Origin of the sequence: Pseudomonas thivervalensis, from assembly GCF_001269655.1 — a bacterium.
GTDB classification, from domain to species: Bacteria; Pseudomonadota; Gammaproteobacteria; order Pseudomonadales; family Pseudomonadaceae; genus Aquipseudomonas; species Aquipseudomonas thivervalensis.
This window is the reverse complement of the sequence record NZ_LHVE01000012.1, coordinates 262,421-282,868: the sequence shown is the minus strand read 5'-3', so window position 1 is coordinate 282,868 and position 20,448 is coordinate 262,421. Positions and strand designations below refer to the sequence as shown.

General features: G+C 63.6%; 13 protein-coding genes and 1 pseudogene. 6 read left to right on the top strand and 8 right to left on the bottom strand.

Annotated elements, in window-relative coordinates; all coding sequences use genetic code 11:
- Positions 1 to 85: 85 nt before the first annotated feature.
- The 4 genes from AD659_RS17660 to pvdM all read right to left on the bottom strand — a co-directional run bounded on the left by AD659_RS17660 (position 86) and on the right by pvdM (position 5,579).
- Entirely contained in the window at positions 86 to 1,735 is a 1,650-nt protein-coding gene (locus AD659_RS17660) for a cyclic peptide export ABC transporter (protein ID WP_053123566.1), read from the bottom strand.
- A 291-nt stretch (positions 1,736 to 2,026) separates the two neighbouring features.
- Positions 2,027 to 2,902 carry a dihydropyoverdine dehydrogenase gene (gene pvdO, locus AD659_RS17650; RefSeq protein ID WP_053123562.1) on the bottom strand — a complete coding sequence of 292 codons (876 nt, stop codon included), beginning with the start codon at positions 2,900 to 2,902 and terminating at the stop codon, positions 2,027 to 2,029.
- A 23-nt stretch (positions 2,903 to 2,925) separates the two neighbouring features.
- The gene (gene pvdN, locus AD659_RS17645; RefSeq protein ID WP_053123560.1) at positions 2,926 to 4,206 is read right to left on the bottom strand and encodes a pyoverdine-tailoring periplasmic protein PvdN; all 1,281 of its coding nucleotides are present in this window, start codon (positions 4,204 to 4,206) and stop codon (positions 2,926 to 2,928) included.
- Positions 4,203 to 5,579: a pyoverdine-tailoring dipeptidase-like protein PvdM gene (pvdM, locus tag AD659_RS17640; protein ID WP_053123558.1), complete on the bottom strand. Its 1,377-nt coding sequence runs from the start codon at positions 5,577 to 5,579 to the stop codon at positions 4,203 to 4,205. The genes pvdN and pvdM overlap by 4 nt, the downstream gene beginning before the upstream one ends.
- A gap of 247 nt (positions 5,580 to 5,826) precedes the next feature.
- On the opposite strand from pvdM, the gene pvdP reads away from it, so the two are divergent.
- A complete protein-coding gene (gene pvdP / locus AD659_RS17635; protein WP_053123556.1) occupies positions 5,827 to 7,443 on the top strand; it encodes a pyoverdine maturation tyrosinase PvdP in 1,617 nt (538 codons plus the stop codon).
- A 320-nt stretch (positions 7,444 to 7,763) separates the two neighbouring features.
- Here pvdP and AD659_RS17630 read toward each other — a convergent pair whose 3' ends face one another.
- The 4 genes from AD659_RS17630 to AD659_RS17615 all read right to left on the bottom strand — a co-directional run bounded on the left by AD659_RS17630 (position 7,764) and on the right by AD659_RS17615 (position 13,106).
- On the bottom strand, positions 7,764 to 8,090 hold the full coding sequence (locus AD659_RS17630) for a DUF6124 family protein (RefSeq protein WP_053123554.1): 327 nt from the start codon (positions 8,088 to 8,090) through the stop codon (positions 7,764 to 7,766).
- Between the two features lie 491 nt (positions 8,091 to 8,581).
- Positions 8,582 to 9,976 carry an efflux transporter outer membrane subunit gene (locus AD659_RS17625; RefSeq protein ID WP_053123552.1) on the bottom strand — a complete coding sequence of 465 codons (1,395 nt, stop codon included), beginning with the start codon at positions 9,974 to 9,976 and terminating at the stop codon, positions 8,582 to 8,584.
- A 10-nt stretch (positions 9,977 to 9,986) separates the two neighbouring features.
- The gene (locus tag AD659_RS17620; RefSeq protein WP_053123550.1) at positions 9,987 to 11,957 is read right to left on the bottom strand and encodes a MacB family efflux pump subunit; all 1,971 of its coding nucleotides are present in this window, start codon (positions 11,955 to 11,957) and stop codon (positions 9,987 to 9,989) included.
- The gene (locus AD659_RS17615) at positions 11,958 to 13,106 is read right to left on the bottom strand and encodes an efflux RND transporter periplasmic adaptor subunit (protein WP_053123548.1); all 1,149 of its coding nucleotides are present in this window, start codon (positions 13,104 to 13,106) and stop codon (positions 11,958 to 11,960) included.
- 426 nt (positions 13,107 to 13,532) lie between these two features.
- Between AD659_RS17615 and AD659_RS17610 the strand changes: the two genes are divergently transcribed.
- The 5 genes and pseudogenes from AD659_RS17610 (at position 13,533) to AD659_RS17590 (ending at position 20,324) form a co-directional block, all read left to right on the top strand.
- Complete coding sequence (locus tag AD659_RS17610) at positions 13,533 to 14,015, top strand: sigma-70 family RNA polymerase sigma factor (protein ID WP_053123546.1); 483 nt, start codon at positions 13,533 to 13,535, stop codon at positions 14,013 to 14,015.
- Positions 14,016 to 14,161: 146 nt separating this feature from the next.
- Positions 14,162 to 15,496 carry a lysine N(6)-hydroxylase/L-ornithine N(5)-oxygenase family protein gene (locus tag AD659_RS17605; RefSeq protein WP_053123544.1) on the top strand — a complete coding sequence of 445 codons (1,335 nt, stop codon included), beginning with the start codon at positions 14,162 to 14,164 and terminating at the stop codon, positions 15,494 to 15,496.
- 196 nt (positions 15,497 to 15,692) lie between these two features.
- On the top strand, positions 15,693 to 18,905 hold the full coding sequence (locus AD659_RS17600; RefSeq protein WP_053123616.1) for a transporter substrate-binding domain-containing protein: 3,213 nt from the start codon (positions 15,693 to 15,695) through the stop codon (positions 18,903 to 18,905).
- 254 nt (positions 18,906 to 19,159) lie between these two features.
- A pseudogene (locus AD659_RS17595) lies at positions 19,160 to 19,595 on the top strand (response regulator).
- Between the two features lie 114 nt (positions 19,596 to 19,709).
- A complete protein-coding gene (locus AD659_RS17590) occupies positions 19,710 to 20,324 on the top strand; it encodes a response regulator transcription factor (RefSeq protein WP_053123614.1) in 615 nt (204 codons plus the stop codon).
- Positions 20,325 to 20,448 lie beyond the last annotated feature (124 nt).

The following is a 20,448-nucleotide window of genomic DNA, read 5'->3' as shown; positions in this document are numbered from 1 at the left end:
TTTTAGTTTTAATAGGGTGTAGTTGTGATCAATTCTTAATTAGGACGCACGACCCAAGAAAAACCAGAATGAGAATCGTGATTATTTACGCAGATTGCAGTTCGGTGATGATGCGGCCGGCTTCCATGCGCACCAATTGGTCGGCCACGTCGAAGTAACGATCGTCGTGGGAAATCACGATGATGGTCTTACCCAGGCGCTTGAGATCCGGCAGCAACTCCGTGTAGAAAATCCGCCGGAAGGTCGGGTCCTGGTCGGCGGCCCATTCGTCGAAGACCAGAACCGGGCGTTCTTCCAGCCACGCATTGACCAGCGCCAGGCGCTTGCGCTGGCCGGTGGACAGGTCGGTGGTGGTGAAGGCGCCGTCGCGCACGCTGACCTTGTGGGCAATCTCCAGGCGTTGCAGGTATTGGTTGGCGTCGTCCGGGATATGGGTGTCGCCCTGAACGATGTCGTCGAACAGGTAGTAGTCGGCGAAAATCGTCGTGAACAACTGGCGATAGTCGTCGCGGGTCACGGCCGTCACGGCGTGGTCGTTGAGGCGGATTTCCCCTTGCTGCGGCGCGTACAGGCCCAGCAGCAGCTTGATCAGCGTGGTCTTGCCACAGCCGTTTTCACCGACGATGAACACGATGTCGCCCTGGTCGATCTTCAGGTTCACCGGCCCCAGGCGGAACGGCGCGGCGCCTTCCACCGCCGGGAAGCTGTAGGCCACATTGCTCAGTTCCAGCGTCTGCACCGGCGTTTTCGGCTGGCCCTGGTCGTTGAGCAGCAGGTGCGGTTCCGGCGAAGAGAACTGTTCCGACAGCTCGGCGATGCGGCGGAAGGCGATCTGCGCGCGGCTGACGATCGGCAGGGTGCCGATCAGGTGCTCCAGCGGGCCTTTCATGTACAGCAACACCAGCACGAAACCACTCATCACCGCTTTGTCGGCGCTCGGCCACAGCGATTGCAGGGCCAGGGCCAGGCCAATCACCACGAAAAACAGCATCGAACCGAAGGTCTTGGCGATCACGAAAATGTTCACCGAGCGGATCTGCGTGTCACAGATCTTGTCGGCGGTGCGCTCGATGCCCGAGACGAACATGCGTTGCCGACGGGGGCGATGGATGCGCAGTTCCTTGGCGCCCTCGGCGATGGCGTTGTAGTGCTTCTGCAATTCGTCCTCGGAATCGCGAGCCTCCATGAAACCCTTGATCCCACGACCGCGGGCGATGTACTGCACCACGGTGCCAATGACGATCGCCACGACCATCATCAGGAACATCGGCCACGACAGCATCGCCAGGTAACCCATGCACCCCAGGGTGACGGTCAGGGAAATGGCCAGGGGGGCGAAGGCGAAGGCGAAATCGCTGATGGTGTCGACGTCGTGGGTCAGCACCGGGATCAGGCGATGGCTGCGGTAGCGTTCGATCTGCTGGATCGGTGCCGACAACACTTTTTCCCCCAGCTCCTTGCGCAGCTTGGCGATGATCTTCTGGCCGACGTAGTTGGTGCCGATGTCGGAACAGATGGAACTGACCAGGGCCAGCAGGCACAACCCGGCGAACACGCCCACCACGGTGTGGCTCAGCCCGCCTTCGGCGTGCAGCACTTTGTTGATGGTCGCCAGCAGCACGGTCACGCTCAGGCCACCGACCATGCCCAGCAGGATGGCGCCGATGACAATCAGCCGGAAGGGTTTGAGCAGGGTGAACAATTCATTGATCACCCCGCGTTTTGGTTGGCTCATGGAGGTTTCCCTGCTAGATGAAAAAGGGCGAACGCCATCGCGGGACATTCACCGCAAGGCTGGAGGACGGCGGCGCGCCGGGTTGGGGCGCGCCCACCTGTAGAACGATTGGGAAGGAAGGGGATTTAGCGAGGAGCTGCCTGATACACATTATTGTGGCGAGGGAGCTTGCTCCCGCTCGGTTGCGCAGCGACCGCAAAATCTTGGGGTCGCTGCGCCCGAAGCGTCGGACCGGCCCAGCGGGAGCAAGCTCCCTCGCCACAAAAGCGGGTTTTCAGGTGGCAGGTTGATCTACATATCCCGCGCCACCCGAAAACCAATCCAGTCCCCCCGATTGCCTGGCACCAGCGCGTTGCGGTTGCCGGAGCGGGAGAACACCGGCGCTTCGCCCCAATCATTGCCGCGGATGCGCTTGAATTCGCACTTGCCGGTCAGCCAGGCGCTGCCATCGCTCGGGGCGCCCACGTAGTTTTCGTTGTAGCAATCGGCGGTCCATTCGTAGATGTTGCCGTGCATGTCGTACACGCCGAAGGCGTTGGGCGCGAAGCTGCCGGCCGGGGCGGTGAAGTTGTAGCCGTCGGCCGCGCCGTAGGTGTTGGCGTGCTGGGCGATGCTGTAGTCCTTGCCTTCATCGAACGGGAAGGGGAACGGCCCGGTGCTACCGCCACGAGCTGCATACTCGCGTAGGGATTCGCTGACCAGCCGGTACTGTTTGCCAGTCTTTTTCGACAACCACGCCACGTAGGCATTGGCCTCGGCGAAATCCATGCACACCGCCGGGTGTCGGTCGGTGTACTGCTTGCGCGGGTCGCTGCCCTGGTAGTCCGGGATGCCGGCCTTGCACGCCCGACCGGGGCGCTCATCGCCGTCGGGCATCGTGTAGCCGGTGTCGCGCAGGTAGGCGAACCATTCGCCCTTGAGCACCTGGAAACGACTGATCGCCAGCGGCTTGGCAAACGTCACCGGGTGCAGCGGGCCTTCGTCGGGCTCGCGTCCCACTTCGTCGTCCGGGGTGCCCATCTGGAAGGTGCCGGTGGGCAGCACGACCATTTCCGGGCAGTCCTTGCAGTCGCGAAAGACCTGGCCCGGTTGCGACGCCTCGGCGCCGGAGGGCAGCAGGGCGGTGAGGGCCAGTGCCGGGAATAGCTTCAGCGAAAAACTGTTCATCCATCTCTCTCGATCAGTCAGGTTCAGAGTGTCTTGCCCAGCAACCCCATGAAGCGATCGATCTCGGCTTCGGTGTTGAGCAGCCCCGGCGCGGTCCGGACCACCGGTCCCGCGTCGCGATGCACGGCGTCGGCGACCACGCGGTTTTTCATCAGGTAAGCGGCGACCTCATCGCTGTCGCGGCCCTTGACCCGGAAGAAGGTGAAACCGGCGGACAGGTCCGGGCTCAGCGGGGTGACCAGTTCGATCTGCGGTTGTGCCAGCAGCTGTTTCTTCAAGTAGCTGTTGAGGGCATGGATGCGCGCCTGCACCTCGGCCTTGCCCAGTTGCAGGTGCAACTTGAACGCCTCGTCGGCTGCCCAGCGATGCTCGAAGGCGTGGTAGCCCCCCGGGGTCATGACGGTGGAAAACGCCGTGGCCTCGGAGAACGTTGGAATGATCGGCGTGACGTACTTGAGCTCTTCGCTGCGGCTGCACACCAGGCCGGTGCCGCGTGGGCCGAACATCCACTTGTGGGTGCCGGCGATGAAAAAGTCGCAATTCATGGCGGGGAAACTGAGGTCTTCGACGCCGAAACCGTGCACGCCGTCCACCACGTAAATGATCCGCTGTTCGTCGCTGCGGCCCTGGTTGTGCTTGTCCACCAGGGCGCCGATCTTGTCGACCGGCAACTTCACGCCGCTGCCCGAGTGCACCCAGGTCATGCCCAGCACGCGGGTTTCGGGGCGGATGTTGCGGTCGATGGCCGTGAGGATCTGTTCGTGGCTGGCGTCGTGGGCGTTTTCGAACAGCTTGATCTTGCGCACTCGTGTTCCCGTCCTTTGGGTGCGCAGGTCGAGAATGGTGTGGGTGGCGTAGTGTTCGTGGGCGGTGGTGAGGATTTCCTGGTCGGCCGCCACGTGGACGCCGCCGTAGATCATCGAGAGGCCTTCGGTGGTGCTGCCGGTGAGGGCGATCTGCTTCGGGCTCGCTTGCAGGTAGCGGCCGGCCCAGGTACGGACGTTTTCCTCGCGCTCTTCGGTGACCCCCAGGTCCCAGTCCATCAACAGCCCCGGGTTCTTGTCCAGGGCTGCGCGGTGCTTTTCGATGGCCTCGCGCACCGGGCGCGGGTGGGTGGTGACCAGGAAATTGGAGAAATGCAGGTAGTCCGGGTCCTGGTTGAACAACGAGCGCAACTGCGCCCATTTGTCCTTGGGCAGCGGTGGCAGGGGATCGGCGCTGGCCGTGGCGGGCAGGCTGGCAACAAGCGGCAGGCCGGCGGCGAGGATCCCGGCCTGCTTCAGGAACGTGCGACGCTCATTCATGGCTGGACCGCCTTCTGGGTCGAGGCGAGGGCGGGGCGGGCGGCTTTCTGGACCTGGTCCCAGACCCGCAGGAAATTGCCGCCCCACAGTTTGGCGATGTCGGCTTCGGAGTAGCCGCGGGTCAGCAGTTCGGCGGTGACGTTGCGGATGTCGCCGACGTTCTCCCAGCCTTTCACACCGCCGCCTTCGTTGAAGTCCGAACTGATGCCGACGTGGTCGATGCCGATCTTGCGCACCGTGTAGTCGATGGCGTCGCCCAGGTCCTTGAGGCTGGCCTTGGGTTCCTCTTCGAGGATGCCGTAGAGCTGGCCGGCGTATTCGCCGAACTTCTGTTCCGGCCACGCGGCGATGATCGGATCGCCGGGCATCAGCGCCATCGCCAGGTTGGGCAGCGGCGGCAGGTCGAAGCGTTCGCGCAGGGCGTTGAGCTTGTCCTGGGTCTTTTGCGTCAGCGGGCGCAGGTACTGGGAGAAGCCGACGATCTGTACTACGCCGCCACTGGCCTTGATCAGTTGCATTTCCTTGTCGCTGAGGTTGCGCGGAATGTCGACCATCGCCCGTGGCGCCGAATGGGAGGCCACCAGTGGCGTGCGGCTCAGTTGCGCGACTTGCTCCAGGGCCTGGGTCGACATCTGCGACACGTCGATGATCACGCCCAGGTCGTTCAGGCGCGTCACCGCTTGCTTGCCGATGTCCGACAGGCCGCCGAGGGCGTCGGGCGAGTCGTTGAAGAACGGCAGCGGACGGGAGGAGTCGGCCCAGTCGTTGTTACCGATGTAGCTGAAGCCGAACATGCGCATGCCCCGCGCCGTCCACAGGTCCAGCAGGCTCAGGTCGTGGCCGAGGGGATAGGCGTTGAGCATGCTGATGAAGATCGCGAACTTGCCTTCGCCGTGCAGGCGACGGAAATCATCTGGGGTGTAGGCGATGGCGACCTGGTTGGGAAAGTCCCGGACCAGGCCGGTGATGATCTTGTAGCGCACTTCCTGCTGGTTGCGTGCTTCTTCGACAAAACCGGCGGTGGGCTTGTGCGGCGCGTTGGGGCCGTTCCACAGCTCGGGCCAGCCGAAGATCGTCAGCGCGGCGCCAGAGAGATGGCCGCGATTGGCTTTCACCAGGTCGAACTGGCCGCTGCCGTCCTTGTCGGCTTCATTGCCGGCGGTGCCGAAATCCAGCGGCACGGTGATGTGGCTGTCGAAGGACAGCAAGCGTTCGTGCAACTCCCTGGCCTCCTTCATCACTTTGACCGGGTAGCCGGGGTTGTCCCGCCACCAATGGTCCCAAGCCGCGACGCCAGCACCTACGGCCAACGCCAGGGCCAGGGCCAGGGGCAGGCCGATGAAAAGAGCCTTTTTCGAACGAGGTGTTGTCATTGCCGATCTCAGTCAGATTCGCCTTGGAAGGACAGGCGCGGGGCCTTTGCTATCTGGGGAGAACGAGTGATCGGGCGGGAAATTTAGGCGGCCTTGAAACCCACCCATTTCTGGCGAAGGTACTCAAATCCACTGTGGGAGCGAGCCTGCTCGCGATGAGGCCCTCACAGCTGCCTATAAATTTGTCAGCCCACCCCTCGTTCTAGCTTGGATAAAGCCCGCTCCAGGGCTGGACACAGGTAAGGCAATGACGATTTCTCGACGATGGTTCATGGCAGGCCTGGCGCTGACCGGTGCCGCCGTGCCTGCGGTGTATTACGGGCATCGCGAACTGACCCGACCGGACCCGACCATCACCCCCGGCGAGGCCTCGTTCGACGTGGCCGACGTGGCGGGCCAGCGCCGGGCCGATACGTTGCGGGGTATCTGGACGATCCGTTTCACCGGCCGCGACGCCGGCCTCGAAGGTTTGCCCCGGGACGACCTGCAGGTCTTCCTCGATATCGGCCAGAGGGGCCGTGGCCTGGTGGGTTACCTCGACACCGCTGAACGCTTGCGCGGTGCCGATGAACCACGTTACCGGGTGCTGGGCGACCTGGCCGGCACCGACCCGAAGCAACTGGGCTGGCGGCTGATAGGAACCCAACGCGATGCGCCGGACTATGAATTCATCATGACCCTGGACGAAGTCTGGGCCGGTTTCGGCAATGCCGGCAGCGCTACCCTCAGCGGTCGCGTGTTGCGCCTGGACCGTCCCTTGGCGTTGCCTGAGCAGGACAATCATTTCATCGCCGTCAAGCAGCGCTTCCCCGAGGCCCGGGAACGCACGCCGCTGAATCCGGCGTTGCTGGCCTGGCTGGTATCGCCCGAGCATCGGCTGTTTCACCAGCTCTGGCACGCCTCGCGGGACAAATGGCACACCCTGGACGAGGACAAGCGCAATGCCCTGCGTGGCATCGGCTGGCAGCCCGGCCCACGGGATCAGGAACGTGACGCCCGCGGCCCGCGCAAGGATCGCAACGGCTCGGGCGTGGACTTCTTTTTCATGCACCGGCACATGCTCGGCACTGCACGCTCGTTCCAACCGCTGCCGTCGTGGCCGCGCTTCCCCTTGCCGCAACCGGAACTGGAACGCGATCGCCTGGGGTTCGCCCGCTACCTCGACAACCACGACGGCACGGCCTTGCCGCCGACCTGGCTGGCCGATGGCGACGAGCAGTACGCCCAGTGGGTCAGCGACATCAAGACCGCCGAGACCTATCACAGCAATTTCCAGGTCTGGGAATCGCGCTACCGCGACCCGCGCTATCTGTCGAAACTGACCCTGGGCCAGTTCGGTTCGGAAGTGGAATTGGGCCTGCACGACTGGCTGCACATGCGTTGGGCCTCGGTGCCCCGTGACCCGTCCAACGGCCACCCGGTGCCGTTCGCCCGCGACCCGGCGGACTTCGCCGCGCGCTGGTATGCCCCGGAAAACGACTTCCTCGGTGATCCGTTTTCCTCCCACGTGAGCCCGGTGTTCTGGGCCTTCCACGGCTGGATCGACGACCGCCTCGAAGACTGGTTCCGTGCCCACGACCGTTTCCATCCGGGAGAAGTGAGCCGGCTCGACGTCAACGGCGTGCCCTGGTTCGCCCCGGGCCGCTGGGTCGAAATCGCCGACCCCTGGCTGGGCCCGGACACCCACGGTTGCAGCACCACGCCGGGGCTGCAGGTGGGCCGCTCGGTGGAGATGGACCCGGAAACCATGAAGCTGGCGTTGCGCATCACCTTCGGCAGCGATGACAAGAAGCTCTCCGAACTGTTCCGCCGCGTGCCGCAGCGGCCTTGGTATGCGCGTAATCTCAAGTCCAAGCCGGTTTAACCCTTCCTAGCTGGATACTGATCGTTCCCACGCTCTGCGTGGGAATGCCTCTACGGACGCTCTGCGTTCGGCTCTTTGGGACGCAGAGCGTCCCTGGCTGCGTTCCCACGCGGAGCGTGGGAACGATCAAGCTCGGGCTGTATAGATGGCTGCTTTTGTGGCGAGGGAGCTTGCTCCCGCTGGGCTGTACCCTGTAGGAGCTGCCGAAGGCTGCGATCTTTTGATCTTTCGCTTGGGACTCAAGCGTCAGGGGAAAGATCGCAGCCTCGTTGCACTCGTCAGCTCCTACGGGACGTAGCTCAGCACAATGAGGCGGGTGCTTAGCGCGGCGCGGCGATGTCCAGGGCCCGGTTCGCCAGCAGTTCACTCAGCTCGACCATCTGCTGGATCCCCAAGGCAAAACTCCGCCGTGCGCCTTCCAGATCAAAGGCCAGTTCGTTGGCCATGACGTTGACCGAGGCGAGGGTTTCGCTGAGGTTGGCCAGCAGGCATTCCAAATCCGCACTCTCTGCAACGGTGAACAACTGGCCCGGTGATGGCGTGGGCTTTTCAGGCTTGGGGTCGAGGTAGTAGGAGAGGGCGCGGTCGGCGGCTTCGTCGAGTTTTTTGGAATCGTCTTCGGGGGGATTGGGGGTGATCTTGAACATGGTGCAGCTCCTGATTATTCAAAGGGCGCTGCCATACATCACTTGCAGATGATGGGTGGCAGCTATGCGCGGGTCTGCAAGACCGGGAAACCAGGAACCCGGCAGACCCGAAGGTCTCCCGCACACAGCCGCCATTGAGCGACACGGATGTGTCGATTGGCTTGTGGCTATGCGCCTGGTATTTCGTCGGGCTTGCAGACCCGATCACTGATGGGCAGTGACAGGGAACAAGTTATCGATGGGGTGCCAAGCGCACAAGCCGGCGGATTCTGGCGTAGTTGTAGGCAATGACGCAAGGCAACGTAGCCTCGCTCGGGAGTCCTACATGGCCCGATAAACAGAACCAAAGCCGAACACCATTACTGATCGTTCCCACGCTCCGCGTGGGAATGCAGCCGGGGACGCTCCGCGTCCCAGAGAGCCGAACGCAGAGCGTCCGTAGAGGCATTCCCACGCGGAGCGTGGGAACGATCGAAAGATGAGCCTGGGGCCTACATCACCCGCCAACCCCCACCCAACGCCTTGTACAACGCCACACTCGCCTGCACCCGCGCCAATCGCAATTGCACGTTCATGTCCTGGGCGGCATATAGCGTGCGTTGGGTTTCCAGTACGGTGAGCAGGTCCTCGGCGCCGGCCTGGTAGCGGCGTTGGGCGATGTCGAAGGCGGTCTGGGCCTGGTGCAGTTCTTCGCTTTGCCATTGCCGCTGACGGTCCAGGCCGTGGATGCCGTTCAGGGCTTTTTCGACGTCGGCGAAGCCGTTGATGATGGCGGCGCGATAGAGCTCCAGCAGCTCCTCTTGCCGGGCGGTGGCTTTGTCCCGTTCGGCCTTCAGGCGGCCGTTGTTGAAGATCGGAGCGGCGACGCCGGCCGTGAGGTTGTAGACGTTGTTGCGCAGCAACTGGTCGGCGATGTCGGCACCCGTGCCGAGGCTCAAGCCCAGGGTCATGGTGGGCAGCATGGCGGCGCGGGCCACGCTGATATCGGCCTGGGCGGCGGCGAGGCGTGCTTCGGCGGCGGCGATGTCCGGGCGGCGGCGCAGCAAGTCGCTGGGCACGCCGGCATCGATGGCGGGCCAGTGCAGGCGGTCGAAATTATCGTCGTCGAGTGTGACCGACTGCACCGGGTGCCCCAGCAGCGTCGCCAGGGTGATCAACGCTTCGCGGGCCTGTTGCTGCACCTGGGGCAACCGGCGCTCTTGGGCCGCCACCAGGCTTTTTTGCTGGGACAGTTCCAGGGCCGTGGCGCTGCCGGCGTCGTAGCGGGTCTGGACCAGGTCGAGCACACGCTGGGCGTTGTCCAGGTTCTGTTCGGCGATGCGCTGTTGCTCGCGCAGGGATAGCGCCTGCGTGTAGCTGTTGGCGATGCCGCTGAGCAGGGTCAACTCCACCGTCGCGCGGTCGAACTGGCTGGCCGCCAAGGTCTTCAGCGCACTGTCCCGGGCCGCCCGCTTGCCACCCCAGAAATCCAGCTCATAGGTGGCGCTGAGGTTGGCGTCGTAGTAATCGATGGTGCGGTTATCCCGGTCGACGTCCAGTTGGCTGTAGCCCTTGCCGCGCAACAATTCCTGGCGATTGCCGTTGAGCCCGGCCGTGACGGCTGGCAACAACGGCGCGCCGGCAATCACCGCGCTGGCTTGGGCCTGGCGCACCCGGGCCATGGCGGCGGCCAGGTCGTGGCTGTCCAGGCGCGCTTGTTCGATCAAACGGTTCAATTGCGGGCTGCCGAAGTGTGTCCACCATTGCTGGTTATCCGCTCGGGCGCTGGGCGTATCAAGATTCTGCCAGGTCGATGGCGGCTGGATGCCGCTGTCCGGTGCCGACGCCGGGGTGGCGCAGGCCGCCAGCAACAGGCTGGCGGCCAGGAGGGTCAGGTGCGCTTTCATAAAGTAGGGTTCATTCACTGGTGAGGGCCGCGACCGGGTCGAGGCGGGCGGCCTTGCGGGCGGGCATGAAACCGAAGACAACGCCGGTGACCAGGGCGCAGCCGAAGGCGCCGAACACCGCCAGCCATTCGAAGGCCACGGCGATCTTGCCCAGCAGCAAGGCGCCGCCCACCAGCAGGGCCAGGCCGATGCCGGCGAGGCCGCCGACCACCGAGAGCATCACCGCTTCGGTGAGGAATTGGCGCAGGATGTCGCGCTGGCGGGCGCCGGTGGCCATGCGGATGCCGATCTCGCGAGTGCGTTCGCGCACGGTCATGAGCATGATGTTCATCACGCCGATGCCGCCCACCAACAGCGAAATCGCCGCGATGGCCCCGAGCATCAGCGACAGCGTGCCTTGGGTGCGGGCCTCGGCCTGGATCATCGCGGCGTTGTTGGTCAGCTCGAAATCCTGCTTGCCGTCGTGCAGGCGCAACAGGGTGCGGGAGACCGCCTGTTCGGCCTCCTTGACCTTGCCGGCGTCCCGCGCGGCAATCACCACGTACTCGGGATGACGGGTGCCGAACAGCCGCACACTGGCGGCGGAGTAAGGGATGGCGACACGATTGTCGGCGTCCGAATCCCCGGAGCTGGCGCCTTTTTCCGCCAGTACGCCGACCACCTGGAACGGCATGTTCTCGATCAGGATGTAACGGCCGATGGGGTCGGCGACGTCCTTGAGCAGTTTCTGCCGGACCTTGTGGCCGATCACCGCCACTGCCGCCGCGCTGCGTTCGTCGGCCTCGCTGAAGTAGCTGCCCTCGGCCACCGGCCAATTGAAGATGATCGGGAAATTGGTGTCGTTGCCGCCGACGTAGCTGGTGTGGTCGAGGTTGCCGAACCGCACGCTGGCTTCGGCGCCGTTGACCGGCATGATGCGCTGCACTTCGGGCAGGGCGGCGAGGGCGGCCAGGTCGTATTCGCTGATGATGCCCTTGGCGGCGCGCGGCGTGGGCGCGCTGCCGTTGAGGTAGATGATGTTCGAGCCGAACGCGCCCATCTGGGCCATGACCTGGCGCTTGCTGCCTTCGCCCACGGCCAGCATCACCACCACCGAGGCCACGCCGATGACGATGCCGAGCAGGGTCAGGGCGGTGCGAAAGCGGTTGATCCACATCACCCGCCATGCCGCCTGCACCGCGTCCACCAGCTCACCTTTCCAGGCGCCGTTGTGTTCGCTGCCGGCGCTCAGGCGCTGGCGCAGGTCCACGGCTTGCAATGCCTTTGGATTGGCTTGCACGTCGTGGGGCAAAGCGGTGGCGCTGTCACTGATGATCAACCCATCGCGGATCTCGATGATGCGCTTGGCCCGGGCCGCCACTTCGCGGTCGTGGGTGATCAGGATCACCACGTGGCCTTGGCTCGCCAGTTCGTCGAGCAACGCCATGACCTCGATGCCGCTCTGGCTGTCGAGGGCGCCGGTGGGTTCGTCGGCGAGGATGATGTGGCCGCCGTTCATCAAGGCCCGGGCAATCGACACCCGCTGCTGCTGGCCGCCGGACAACTGATGCGGGCGGTTGCCAGTGCGGCTGGCCAGGCCCAGGCGCTCGAGCAGGGCGCTGGCTCGGGCGTGGCGCTCGGCGGCGGAGGTGCCGGCATAGATGGCCGGCATCTCGACGTTTTCCTGGGCGGTGCCGGAAGGAATCAAGTGATAACCCTGGAACACGAAACCGAAGGCTTCGCGCCGCAGCCAAGCCAGTTCGTCACTGCCGAGGCCGGCGACGTCTTCGCCGGCGAAACGGTACTCGCCACGGGTGGGGCGGTCGAGGCAGCCGAGGATGTTCATCAAGGTGGATTTACCGGAGCCGGACGCCCCGACAATTGCCAGGAATTCCCCAGCATGAATGGACAAGTCGATGCCGCGTAGCACTTCCACCCGAGGGCTGTCGCCACCGCCGTAGGCCTTGCGAATGTCCCGCAGTTCGATCAGGGGCGTGTTCATTCAGCCTCCGCTGCCGCTGGCCGGGCCGATCAGCACCTGGTCGCCTTCGCTCAGGCCGTCGAGAATTTCGGTACGCAGCCGATCGCTCACGCCGGTGCGAACGGTGCGTGGCTGGACATCGCCATTGTCGGCCAGCACCTGCACCTGGCCGGCCTCCTGCAAGGCGGCGATGGGCACGGTCAACACGTCCTTGGCTTGGGCGGCAACAAAAAACACCTGGGCGGTCATGTCGGTCATCAAGGCGCGGTCGGCGTTGTCGACATCCAGCAACACGGTGTAGAGCACCACCCGCTCGCTGCCGCTGCGCCCACCGGTGGGGCTGCCACCCTGGCTGGCTTCCAGCGGGCGCGGCGGCACCGGGAGGATCTGGCGCACGGTGCTGCTCCAGCGCCGGTTGCCGCCGGCCAGGGTGGTGAAGTAGGCGGTCATGCCTGGCTTGACGTGGCCGATGTCGGCTTCCGAGACTTCGGCCCAGACCGTCATCGGCGACAGCCGGGCGATGCGCAGGATCAGTGGGGTTTGCTGCTGGGCGTTGAGGGTCTGGCCTTCCCGGGCGCCGACGGCGACCACGGTGCCGCTCATCGGCGCATAGATGCGCGTGTAGCCCAGCTCGGCCTCGTCGCTGCGCAGGCTGGCCTGGGCCTGGCGGATCTGGGCCTGGAACATGTCGATGCGTGCCTGGGTCGCCCGTACTTCGGCCTGAGCGGTCTGCACATCTTCCTCGCGGGTGGCGCCGCCGGCCTTGAGCTGCTGCTGGCGACGGAATTTCTGCTGCGCCAGGTCGTGCTGGGCGCGCTGTTCCTGGAGCTGGGCCTTGAGGTTCTCGATGGAAAAGCGCCCGGCGTCGAGCTTGGCTTTTTGCGTGGACGGGTCGATTTCCACCAGCAGTTGGCCTTCACGCACTTCGTCGCCAGCTTCCACATGGATCTTCTGGATCTGTCCGGACGCCTGGGCGCCGACGTCGACATAACGCCGCGGTTGCAAAGTGCCCAGGGCGGTGACGCTGTTTTCAATATCGCCCCGGGTGACGGGGGCAGTGACCAGGGACTCACGGCTTGGCGCGACTGCCTGCCACGCGGCGAAGGCCACGGCCGGAAGCAGGGCGAAGGTGAGAAGCCAGGCGCGTCGGGTAGGGCGGGGACGTTTCATGCAGGGTTCCGGCCGGTGATATCGGGCCCGTCGCACGGAGGGCCGGGACGGGAGGCTGTTCTGGTAGACGAGCGTTCCGGGCGGGAATTTAGCGGGATGAAATACTTACTGTAGGAGCTGTCGAGCGAAGCGAGGCTGCGATCTTTTGATCTTTCGCTTCGAACTCAATTGGCAGCGGAAAGATCGCAGCCTCGCTTCGCTCGACAGCTCCTACCGAGTCCAGCGGGAGCAAGCTCCCTCGCCACAAAAGCGATTGGCTCGGCACCAGTAGAAATGAACGAATCTGCCTTGATACAAACCAACGCTTTAAATCTATATGAGAATTACTATAAATTACGCGATTGAATCTGCCACTATCGTGCCATGCCTTTTCAGGCATGCCGGGTGGCACAGGGATAGCTGTCGCAGTCACTGCGCACGGGAGTCATGTTGGAAAACTACTATCGCGAGCTGGTGTGTTTCCTGAACGCCAGGCTAGGCAACCGCCAGGCGGCCGAGGATGTGGTGCATGACGCTTATGTGCGGGTGCTGGAGCGCGCCAGCGATACGCCTATCGAACAGCCCCGGGCGTTCCTCTACCGCACGGCGCTGAACCTGGTGATCGATGGGCACCGGCGCAATACGCTGCGCCAGGTCGAATCCCTCGATGTGCTGGACAGTGAAGAGCGCTTCTTCACCCCGTCGCCCCACATCAGCCTCGACCATGGCCAGCGCCTGGACATGCTGCAGCGTGCCCTGGCCGAGCTGCCGCCGCTGTGCCGCGAGAGTTTCCTGTTGCGCAAGCTCGAAGGCCTGTCCCACCCGCAGATCGCCGAGCGCCTGGGCATTTCCCGGGCGCTGGTGGAAAAGCACATCGTCAACGCCATGAAGCACTGCCGCGTTCGCGTGCGACAGTGGGACGCGCCCTGATTCGATCGTCGCCGGTCACCCGGCGGTAAATTTTTTTTCATTGTCCTCGTTCCTCTCAACAGACGACTTGTCGGCGCCTCGAACGCCGGTCAGGTTCCCCAGGCTTTTCGTGCCCTGTTGAGGGGCTTTTCCAGAGGACACTGGACATGACACAGGCAATTGCATCGCCCATCGTTCACGACTTGATCGGCATTGGCTTCGGCCCTTCGAACCTGGCGCTGGCCATCGCGCTGCAGGAGCGGGGGCCGGTCCAGGGTGAACTGGACGTGCTGTTCCTCGACAAGCAGGCCGACTACCGCTGGCACGGCAACACCCTGGTGACCCAGAGCGAGTTGCAGATTTCCTTCCTCAAGGACTTGGTGACCCTGCGCAACCCCACCAGCCCGTATTCGTTCGTCAATTACCTCAAGCACCATGGCCGCCTGGTGGATTTCATCAACCTCGGCACCTTCTACCCGTGCCGCATGGAGTTCAATGACTACCTGCGCTGGGTGGCCGGGCACTTCACCGAACAGAGCCGCTATGGCGAGGAAGTGCTGCGTATCGAACCGGTGTTGCATAACCAGCAGGTCGAAGCCCTGCGGGTGATTTCCCGCGGTGCCCAGGGCGAAGAATTGGTCCGCACCACCCGCTCGCTGGTGGTCAGTGCCGGCGGTACCGCGCGCATCCCCGAGGCGTTCAAGGCATTCAAGGATGATGCGCGGGTGTTCCACCATTCCCAGTACCTGGAGCGCATGGCGAGCCAGCCGTGCGTGCAGGGCCAGCCGATGAACATCGCCATCATCGGCGGCGGGCAGAGCGCGGCGGAGGCCTTCATCGACCTCAACGACAGCTTCCCTTCGGTGCAGGTCGACATGATCCTGCGCGGCTCGGCCCTCAAGCCGGCGGATGACAGCCCGTTCGTCAACGAAGTGTTCTCGCCGGAGTTCACCGACCTGGTGTTCCAGCAACCCCACAGCGAGCGCGAGCGCCTGGTCAACGAGTACCACAACACCAACTATTCGGTGGTGGACATCGACCTGATCGAACGCATCTACGGGATTTTCTATCGCCAGAAAGTCTCCGGCATCGCCCGTCATGCGTTCCGCACTCTCACCACGATCGAGAAAGCCACGGCCACCGACGCCGGCGTGGAACTGGCGGTGCGCAACAACGCCACCGGCGAGCTGACGGTGCGCCGTTATGACGCCGTGGTATTGGCCACCGGTTACGAACGGCAGATGCACCGCACCCTGCTGGAGCCACTGGCGCAGTACCTGGGGGATTTCGAGGTGGATCGCAACTACAAGCTGATCACCGACGAGCGCTGCAAGGCGGCGATCTACATGCAGGGCTTCTGCCAGGCCAGCCATGGCCTGAGCGACACCCTGCTGTCGATCCTGCCGGTGCGTGCCGATGAGATTGCCGGCTCGTTGTATGAGCACGGGAACCATCGCGGGCAGGCTCGTGCGGTGCGCGATCGGTTGCTCGCCGCCGTGTAGGAGCTCCTACAAAACAACCGCAAGCCCGCCAGGAAATTCTTCAGAAACTTCCTACACTCATGTCATGCGTCTGTTCGACAGGCGCATCGACGGTTCGCTGTTCCCTCGTATTGGCAGTCTGAACCCCCAACCGGTCACCCTGACTGACGTCGGTGGTGTTCCGGGCCGACTCCGCCAAGCGAAACACCCTGACCAGATGATGCTGCTTCTACGCACAGGCCTGGTGGCGCTGTTGCTGGGCTCATTGAGCGTGGCGCCACAGGCGGGCGCGGCGCCTGAGTCGTTGCAGGTGCTCGGGCGCTCTCATGTGGATGATTATTCGGTGTCCCTCGACGCCGCCGACTGGGCCTGGTTGCGCCAGAAGGGTACGTTGCTGCTGGGCGCCTCGGCGCCGGACTATCCGCCTTTCAACATCACCGGCAATGGTCGCGATTACGAGGGCCTGACCGCCGACTATGCGCAATTGCTCGGGCAACTCCTGCACATCAAGGTGCAGGTCCAGCGCTATCGGTTCCACGCCGAATCGCTCCAGGCCCTGCGCGGCGGTGAAATCGACCTGCTCGGCACCGCCAACGGCTTCGAAGCCGCCGATCCGGACCTAGCGATGTCCCAGCCCTATGCCGATGATTTGCCGACCCTCGTGGCCCGCATCGACGACAGCCAGGACTTGCCCACAGACCTGGCCGGCAAGCGCGTGGCGATGCTGTATCACTACTTGCCGCCGGAGACGGTCGAGGCGTTTTATCCCGACGCTTCCTTTCAATTGTTCCCCTCGACCTTGAGCGCCATCGGTGCCGTGGCGTTTGGCCAGGCCGACGTCTACCTGGGGGATTCGATCAGTTCCAACTACCTGATCGGCAAGAATTACCTGAACAATGTCCAACTGGCCGATTTCTCGCGAATGGAAGTGCAGCCGTTCGCCTTTGCGATCAGCCGCGACAATGCGCGGGTGTTGCGCATCGTCAACGCCGCGCTGCACGCCATTCCCGCTAGCGAACGCATGATCATCCTGCGGCGTTGGAGTGCCGGCGGGGCGAGCATGCCGGGTCAGCAGGCGCTGCATTTCAGCGTCAACGAACAGCGTTGGCTGGATGCCCATCCCCGGATCAAAGTCGCCGCCAACGAGAACTTCCTGCCACTGACGTTCTTCGATGAGCAAGGCCATTTGCGCGGCATTGGCGCCGATGTGCTGGCGAGGATCAGCTTGCGCACCGGTTTGAAATTCGACGTGCAGCGGGGCGACTCGGTTGATGATCTGATCGGGCAGATCAAGCGCGGCGAAGCCGACGTCTTGGCCACCGCGATCCCCAGCGCCGAACTCGAAGATGAGCTGCGTTTTACCCGACCCTACCTGGCGAACCCGTTCGTGCTGGTGGTGCCGCTCAGGGCCAAGACGCTGACCCTGGACCAAATGGCCGGCAAGCGCCTGGCGCTGGTGCGCGGCAACGTGCTGCGTGAATTCCTGCTGGAACAGTTTCCCCGGGTGCAGTTGGTGGTGGCGCAGAATGGCGCCGACGCCATGGCCATGGTCGCCGCCGGCACGGCGGACGCGGCGATCAATCCGCTGATCAGCGCCCGCTACATGATCTCCCGCCAGTACCGCGACACCCTGCAAGTCACCAGCACCGTGGGCACCTTGCCTGCGCACGTTGCCCTGGCGACGAACCGGGACGCATTGGCGCTTCACTCGATCCTGGACAAGGCGCTGTTGAGCATCACGCCCGAAGAGATGGACGAACTGACCAACCGCTGGCGCAGTGAAGTGGTGATCGACGACAGTTATTGGCTGCGCAACCGCAGCACGATTCTCCAGGGATTCGCCGTGGCTGCGCTGCTGTTGCTGGTGGCCTTGGGCTGGGGCGTTTATCTACGGCGCTTGCTGGAGCAGTTGCGCGTGGCCAAGGAAAGCGCCGACGAGGCCAATCGGGCCAAGACCACGTTCCTGGCGACCATGAGCCATGAGATTCGCACGCCGATGAATGCGGTGATCGGCCTGCTGGAATTGGCCCTGAAAAAAGCCGAGCAGGGCGTCGTGGACCGGTTCGCCATTGAAGTCGCGTCGGGGGCTGCCCATGGCATGCTGGACTTGATCGGCGACATCCTCGACATCGCTCGGATCGAGTCGGGCAAGCTGTCGCTGGCGCCGCAACGGGCCAATCTGCACGGGTTGATCGAATCGGTGGCGCGGATTTTCGAGGGCCTGGCCTGGCAGAAACAGCTGCGCTTGCACTGGGTGCTGGACGCTGCGGTCAATCGCGACGTGTTGATTGACCCATTGCGCTTCAAGCAGATCGTCTCGAACCTGCTGAGCAACGCCATCAAATTCACCGACCAGGGCGAAGTGCGCCTCAGCGTGCGCGGCGAGCTGGCCCCAGGGAAAAACGAACGCCTGAGCCTTTGCCTGCGGGTCGAGGACAGCGGTTGCGGTATTGCCGCCGAGGATCAGCGCCGCCTGTTCAGTCCCTTTACCCAGGCCGGCCAGCACCCGCAGTCGGCTCGCAGCGGTTCCGGGTTGGGGTTGGTCATCAGCCGCACGTTGTGCGAAATGATGGGCGGCACCCTGGCGTTGCGCAGCGTGCCGGGGGAGGGCACTCAGGTCGATGTCCTGCTGGAGTTGCCGGTGCTCGATGCGCTGCCCGTATCGCCGCCGGCCAGGGACGAGGCAGCGCCGCCGATACGGGCGCTGAGCATCCTGGTAGTCGACGACTACCCGGCCAACCGCTTGCTGCTGTCCCAGCAGTTGAACTACCTGGGCCATCGTGTCCAGGAAGCGCAGAACGGTGTCGACGGCCTGCAGGCTTGGCGCAGCGAACGCTTCGATGTGGTCATCACCGACTGCAACATGCCTTTGATGAGCGGCTACGAACTGGCCCGGGCCATTCGCGACGAAGAGCGCGACCGCCAGCTGTCGCCGGTCATGATCCTGGGCTTTACGGCCAACGCCCAGCCCGAGGAAAGGGAGCGCTGCGCCGAAGCCGGGATGAACGATTGCCTGTTCAAGCCCATCGGCCTCAAAGAGCTCGGCGCGTGCCTGGTTTCGGTCACGCCGGATGCGCGAGCGCCCCAGCCCAGCGATGGCATCGACTTGGTCGGCCTGGAGCAACTGACCGGTGGCGACGCGGGTGCCATCAGGGCGCTGCTGGAGGAACTGGTCAGCAGCAATGCCGAAGATCAAGCGCGCCTGCTGCATTTGGCCACCCGCCAAGACTTGCCAGGCCTGGCGGACCTGGCGCACCGGATCAAGGGCGGGGCGCGGATCATCCAGGCGCAACGCCTGATCGCCGCCTGCGAGGCGCTGGAAAGCGCTTGTCGAGGGCACGACTCGGTGCTGCTCACCGAAGCCGTGGAAAACCTTCGCCAAGCCATCGAACACTTGGCGCAACAACTGAAAATCTACATGGAGCTGTAGGAGCTGACGAGTGCAACGAGGCTGCGATCTTTCCCCTCACACTTGAGTTGCAAGCGAAAGATCAAAAGATCGCAGGCTTCGCCAGCGCCTACGAAGGCGCCGAGCCGCGGATAAATCCCCTCTCTACAAGGGCTACGTCTGTCCTTATTTTGGGAATAGTCCTACATCGCCCTTCAAACGCTTCCTCTAGCCTGAGCGCCCTTGATGTTCTTGAGCCGGTGCCTACCCGGCGCGCTGCTATTGGAAAGCTTGCCATGTCGAACAAAGCACTCCGTATCCTGATTGCCGACCCCCAACAGACCCATCGAGTCGTGCTGGAACGTCTGTTCAACCAACAGGGCTACCACCGGATTGTTCCTGTGAGTCATTTGCGGGAATTGCTGACGCTGGTGGAGTACGGCAGCGAGCCGTTCGACCTGATTGTCGTCAACGCGCAACTGGCCGGTGGGGCGTTGGACCTGCACGATTTTGTGATCGACAACCCGCAGGTACGTCACGGGATGATCTACAACGCGCAACCGGCCAGTCAGTCGCCGATGCCTGCCGCGCACCGATCGAACCTGCACTCGAGCCAGGCGCCACTGCCTGATCTCGCTTCACTGCGACGCCTGATGGAATGGGTTGATCCTCCGTGCCATGAGCCGTTGCAACCTTGGGGCGCGTCCCCTCAGGCAGGGTCATGGCAACTGATTTGAACCGTTGGTCTGCACTGTCAGGTCTGACAGGTGGCATGGCCTGGTGCTTGTGCAAGAGTCCGGTGTGGTCATGGCGCCGGTGCCGTTTGTATTGACTTGGGGAATTGCCTTGAAAGACGTGTTGATCGTGGATGACCACCCTGTCATACGAGGGGCGTTGCGGCTTATCTGCCAGAACGAAGCGTTCACCCGTATCCGGGACGCCAGTGGCGCGGCCGATGCCCGGGCCCTCATCAAGGAGCGTGCGCCAGACCTGGTGATCCTGGACCTGGTAATGAACGGTTTCGATGGCCTGGACCTGCTGGTCTGGATCATGGCCCAGTTTCCTGCATGCAGCGTGCTGGTGTTCACCTCCCAGGATGCGCAGCACTTTTGCAACCGCTGCATCTCGGCTGGAGCCCGGGGCTTCGTGACCAAGAGAAGCGACCTCAAGGAACTGACCAAGGCGATCCAGGCATTGAAGTCCGGTTATGCCTATTTCCCCCAGATGTCCGTCAGGCTGGATTTCCAGCAGCGCAGCGAACAACAGGCCCTGGAAAGCCTCTCTACCCGCGAGCTGTCCATCTTGCGCATGCTGGCCATGGGCATGCGCGGCAAGGACATCGCTGAAAGCCTGTTCCTGAGTCCGAAAACCGTCAGCACCTACAAGAGCCGCCTGTTGGAAAAACTCGGCTTGCAATCCTTGGTGGGGTTGTCGGAGTTTGCCAAGCGTAATCACCTTTGAATGAGTGACACCAGAACCTGTGGGAGCGGGCTTGCTCGCGAATGCGGTGTGTCAGCAAGCATTTACTTCACTGATACTCCGCATTCGCGAGCAAGCCCGCTCCCACAGGGTGACTGTGGTTACA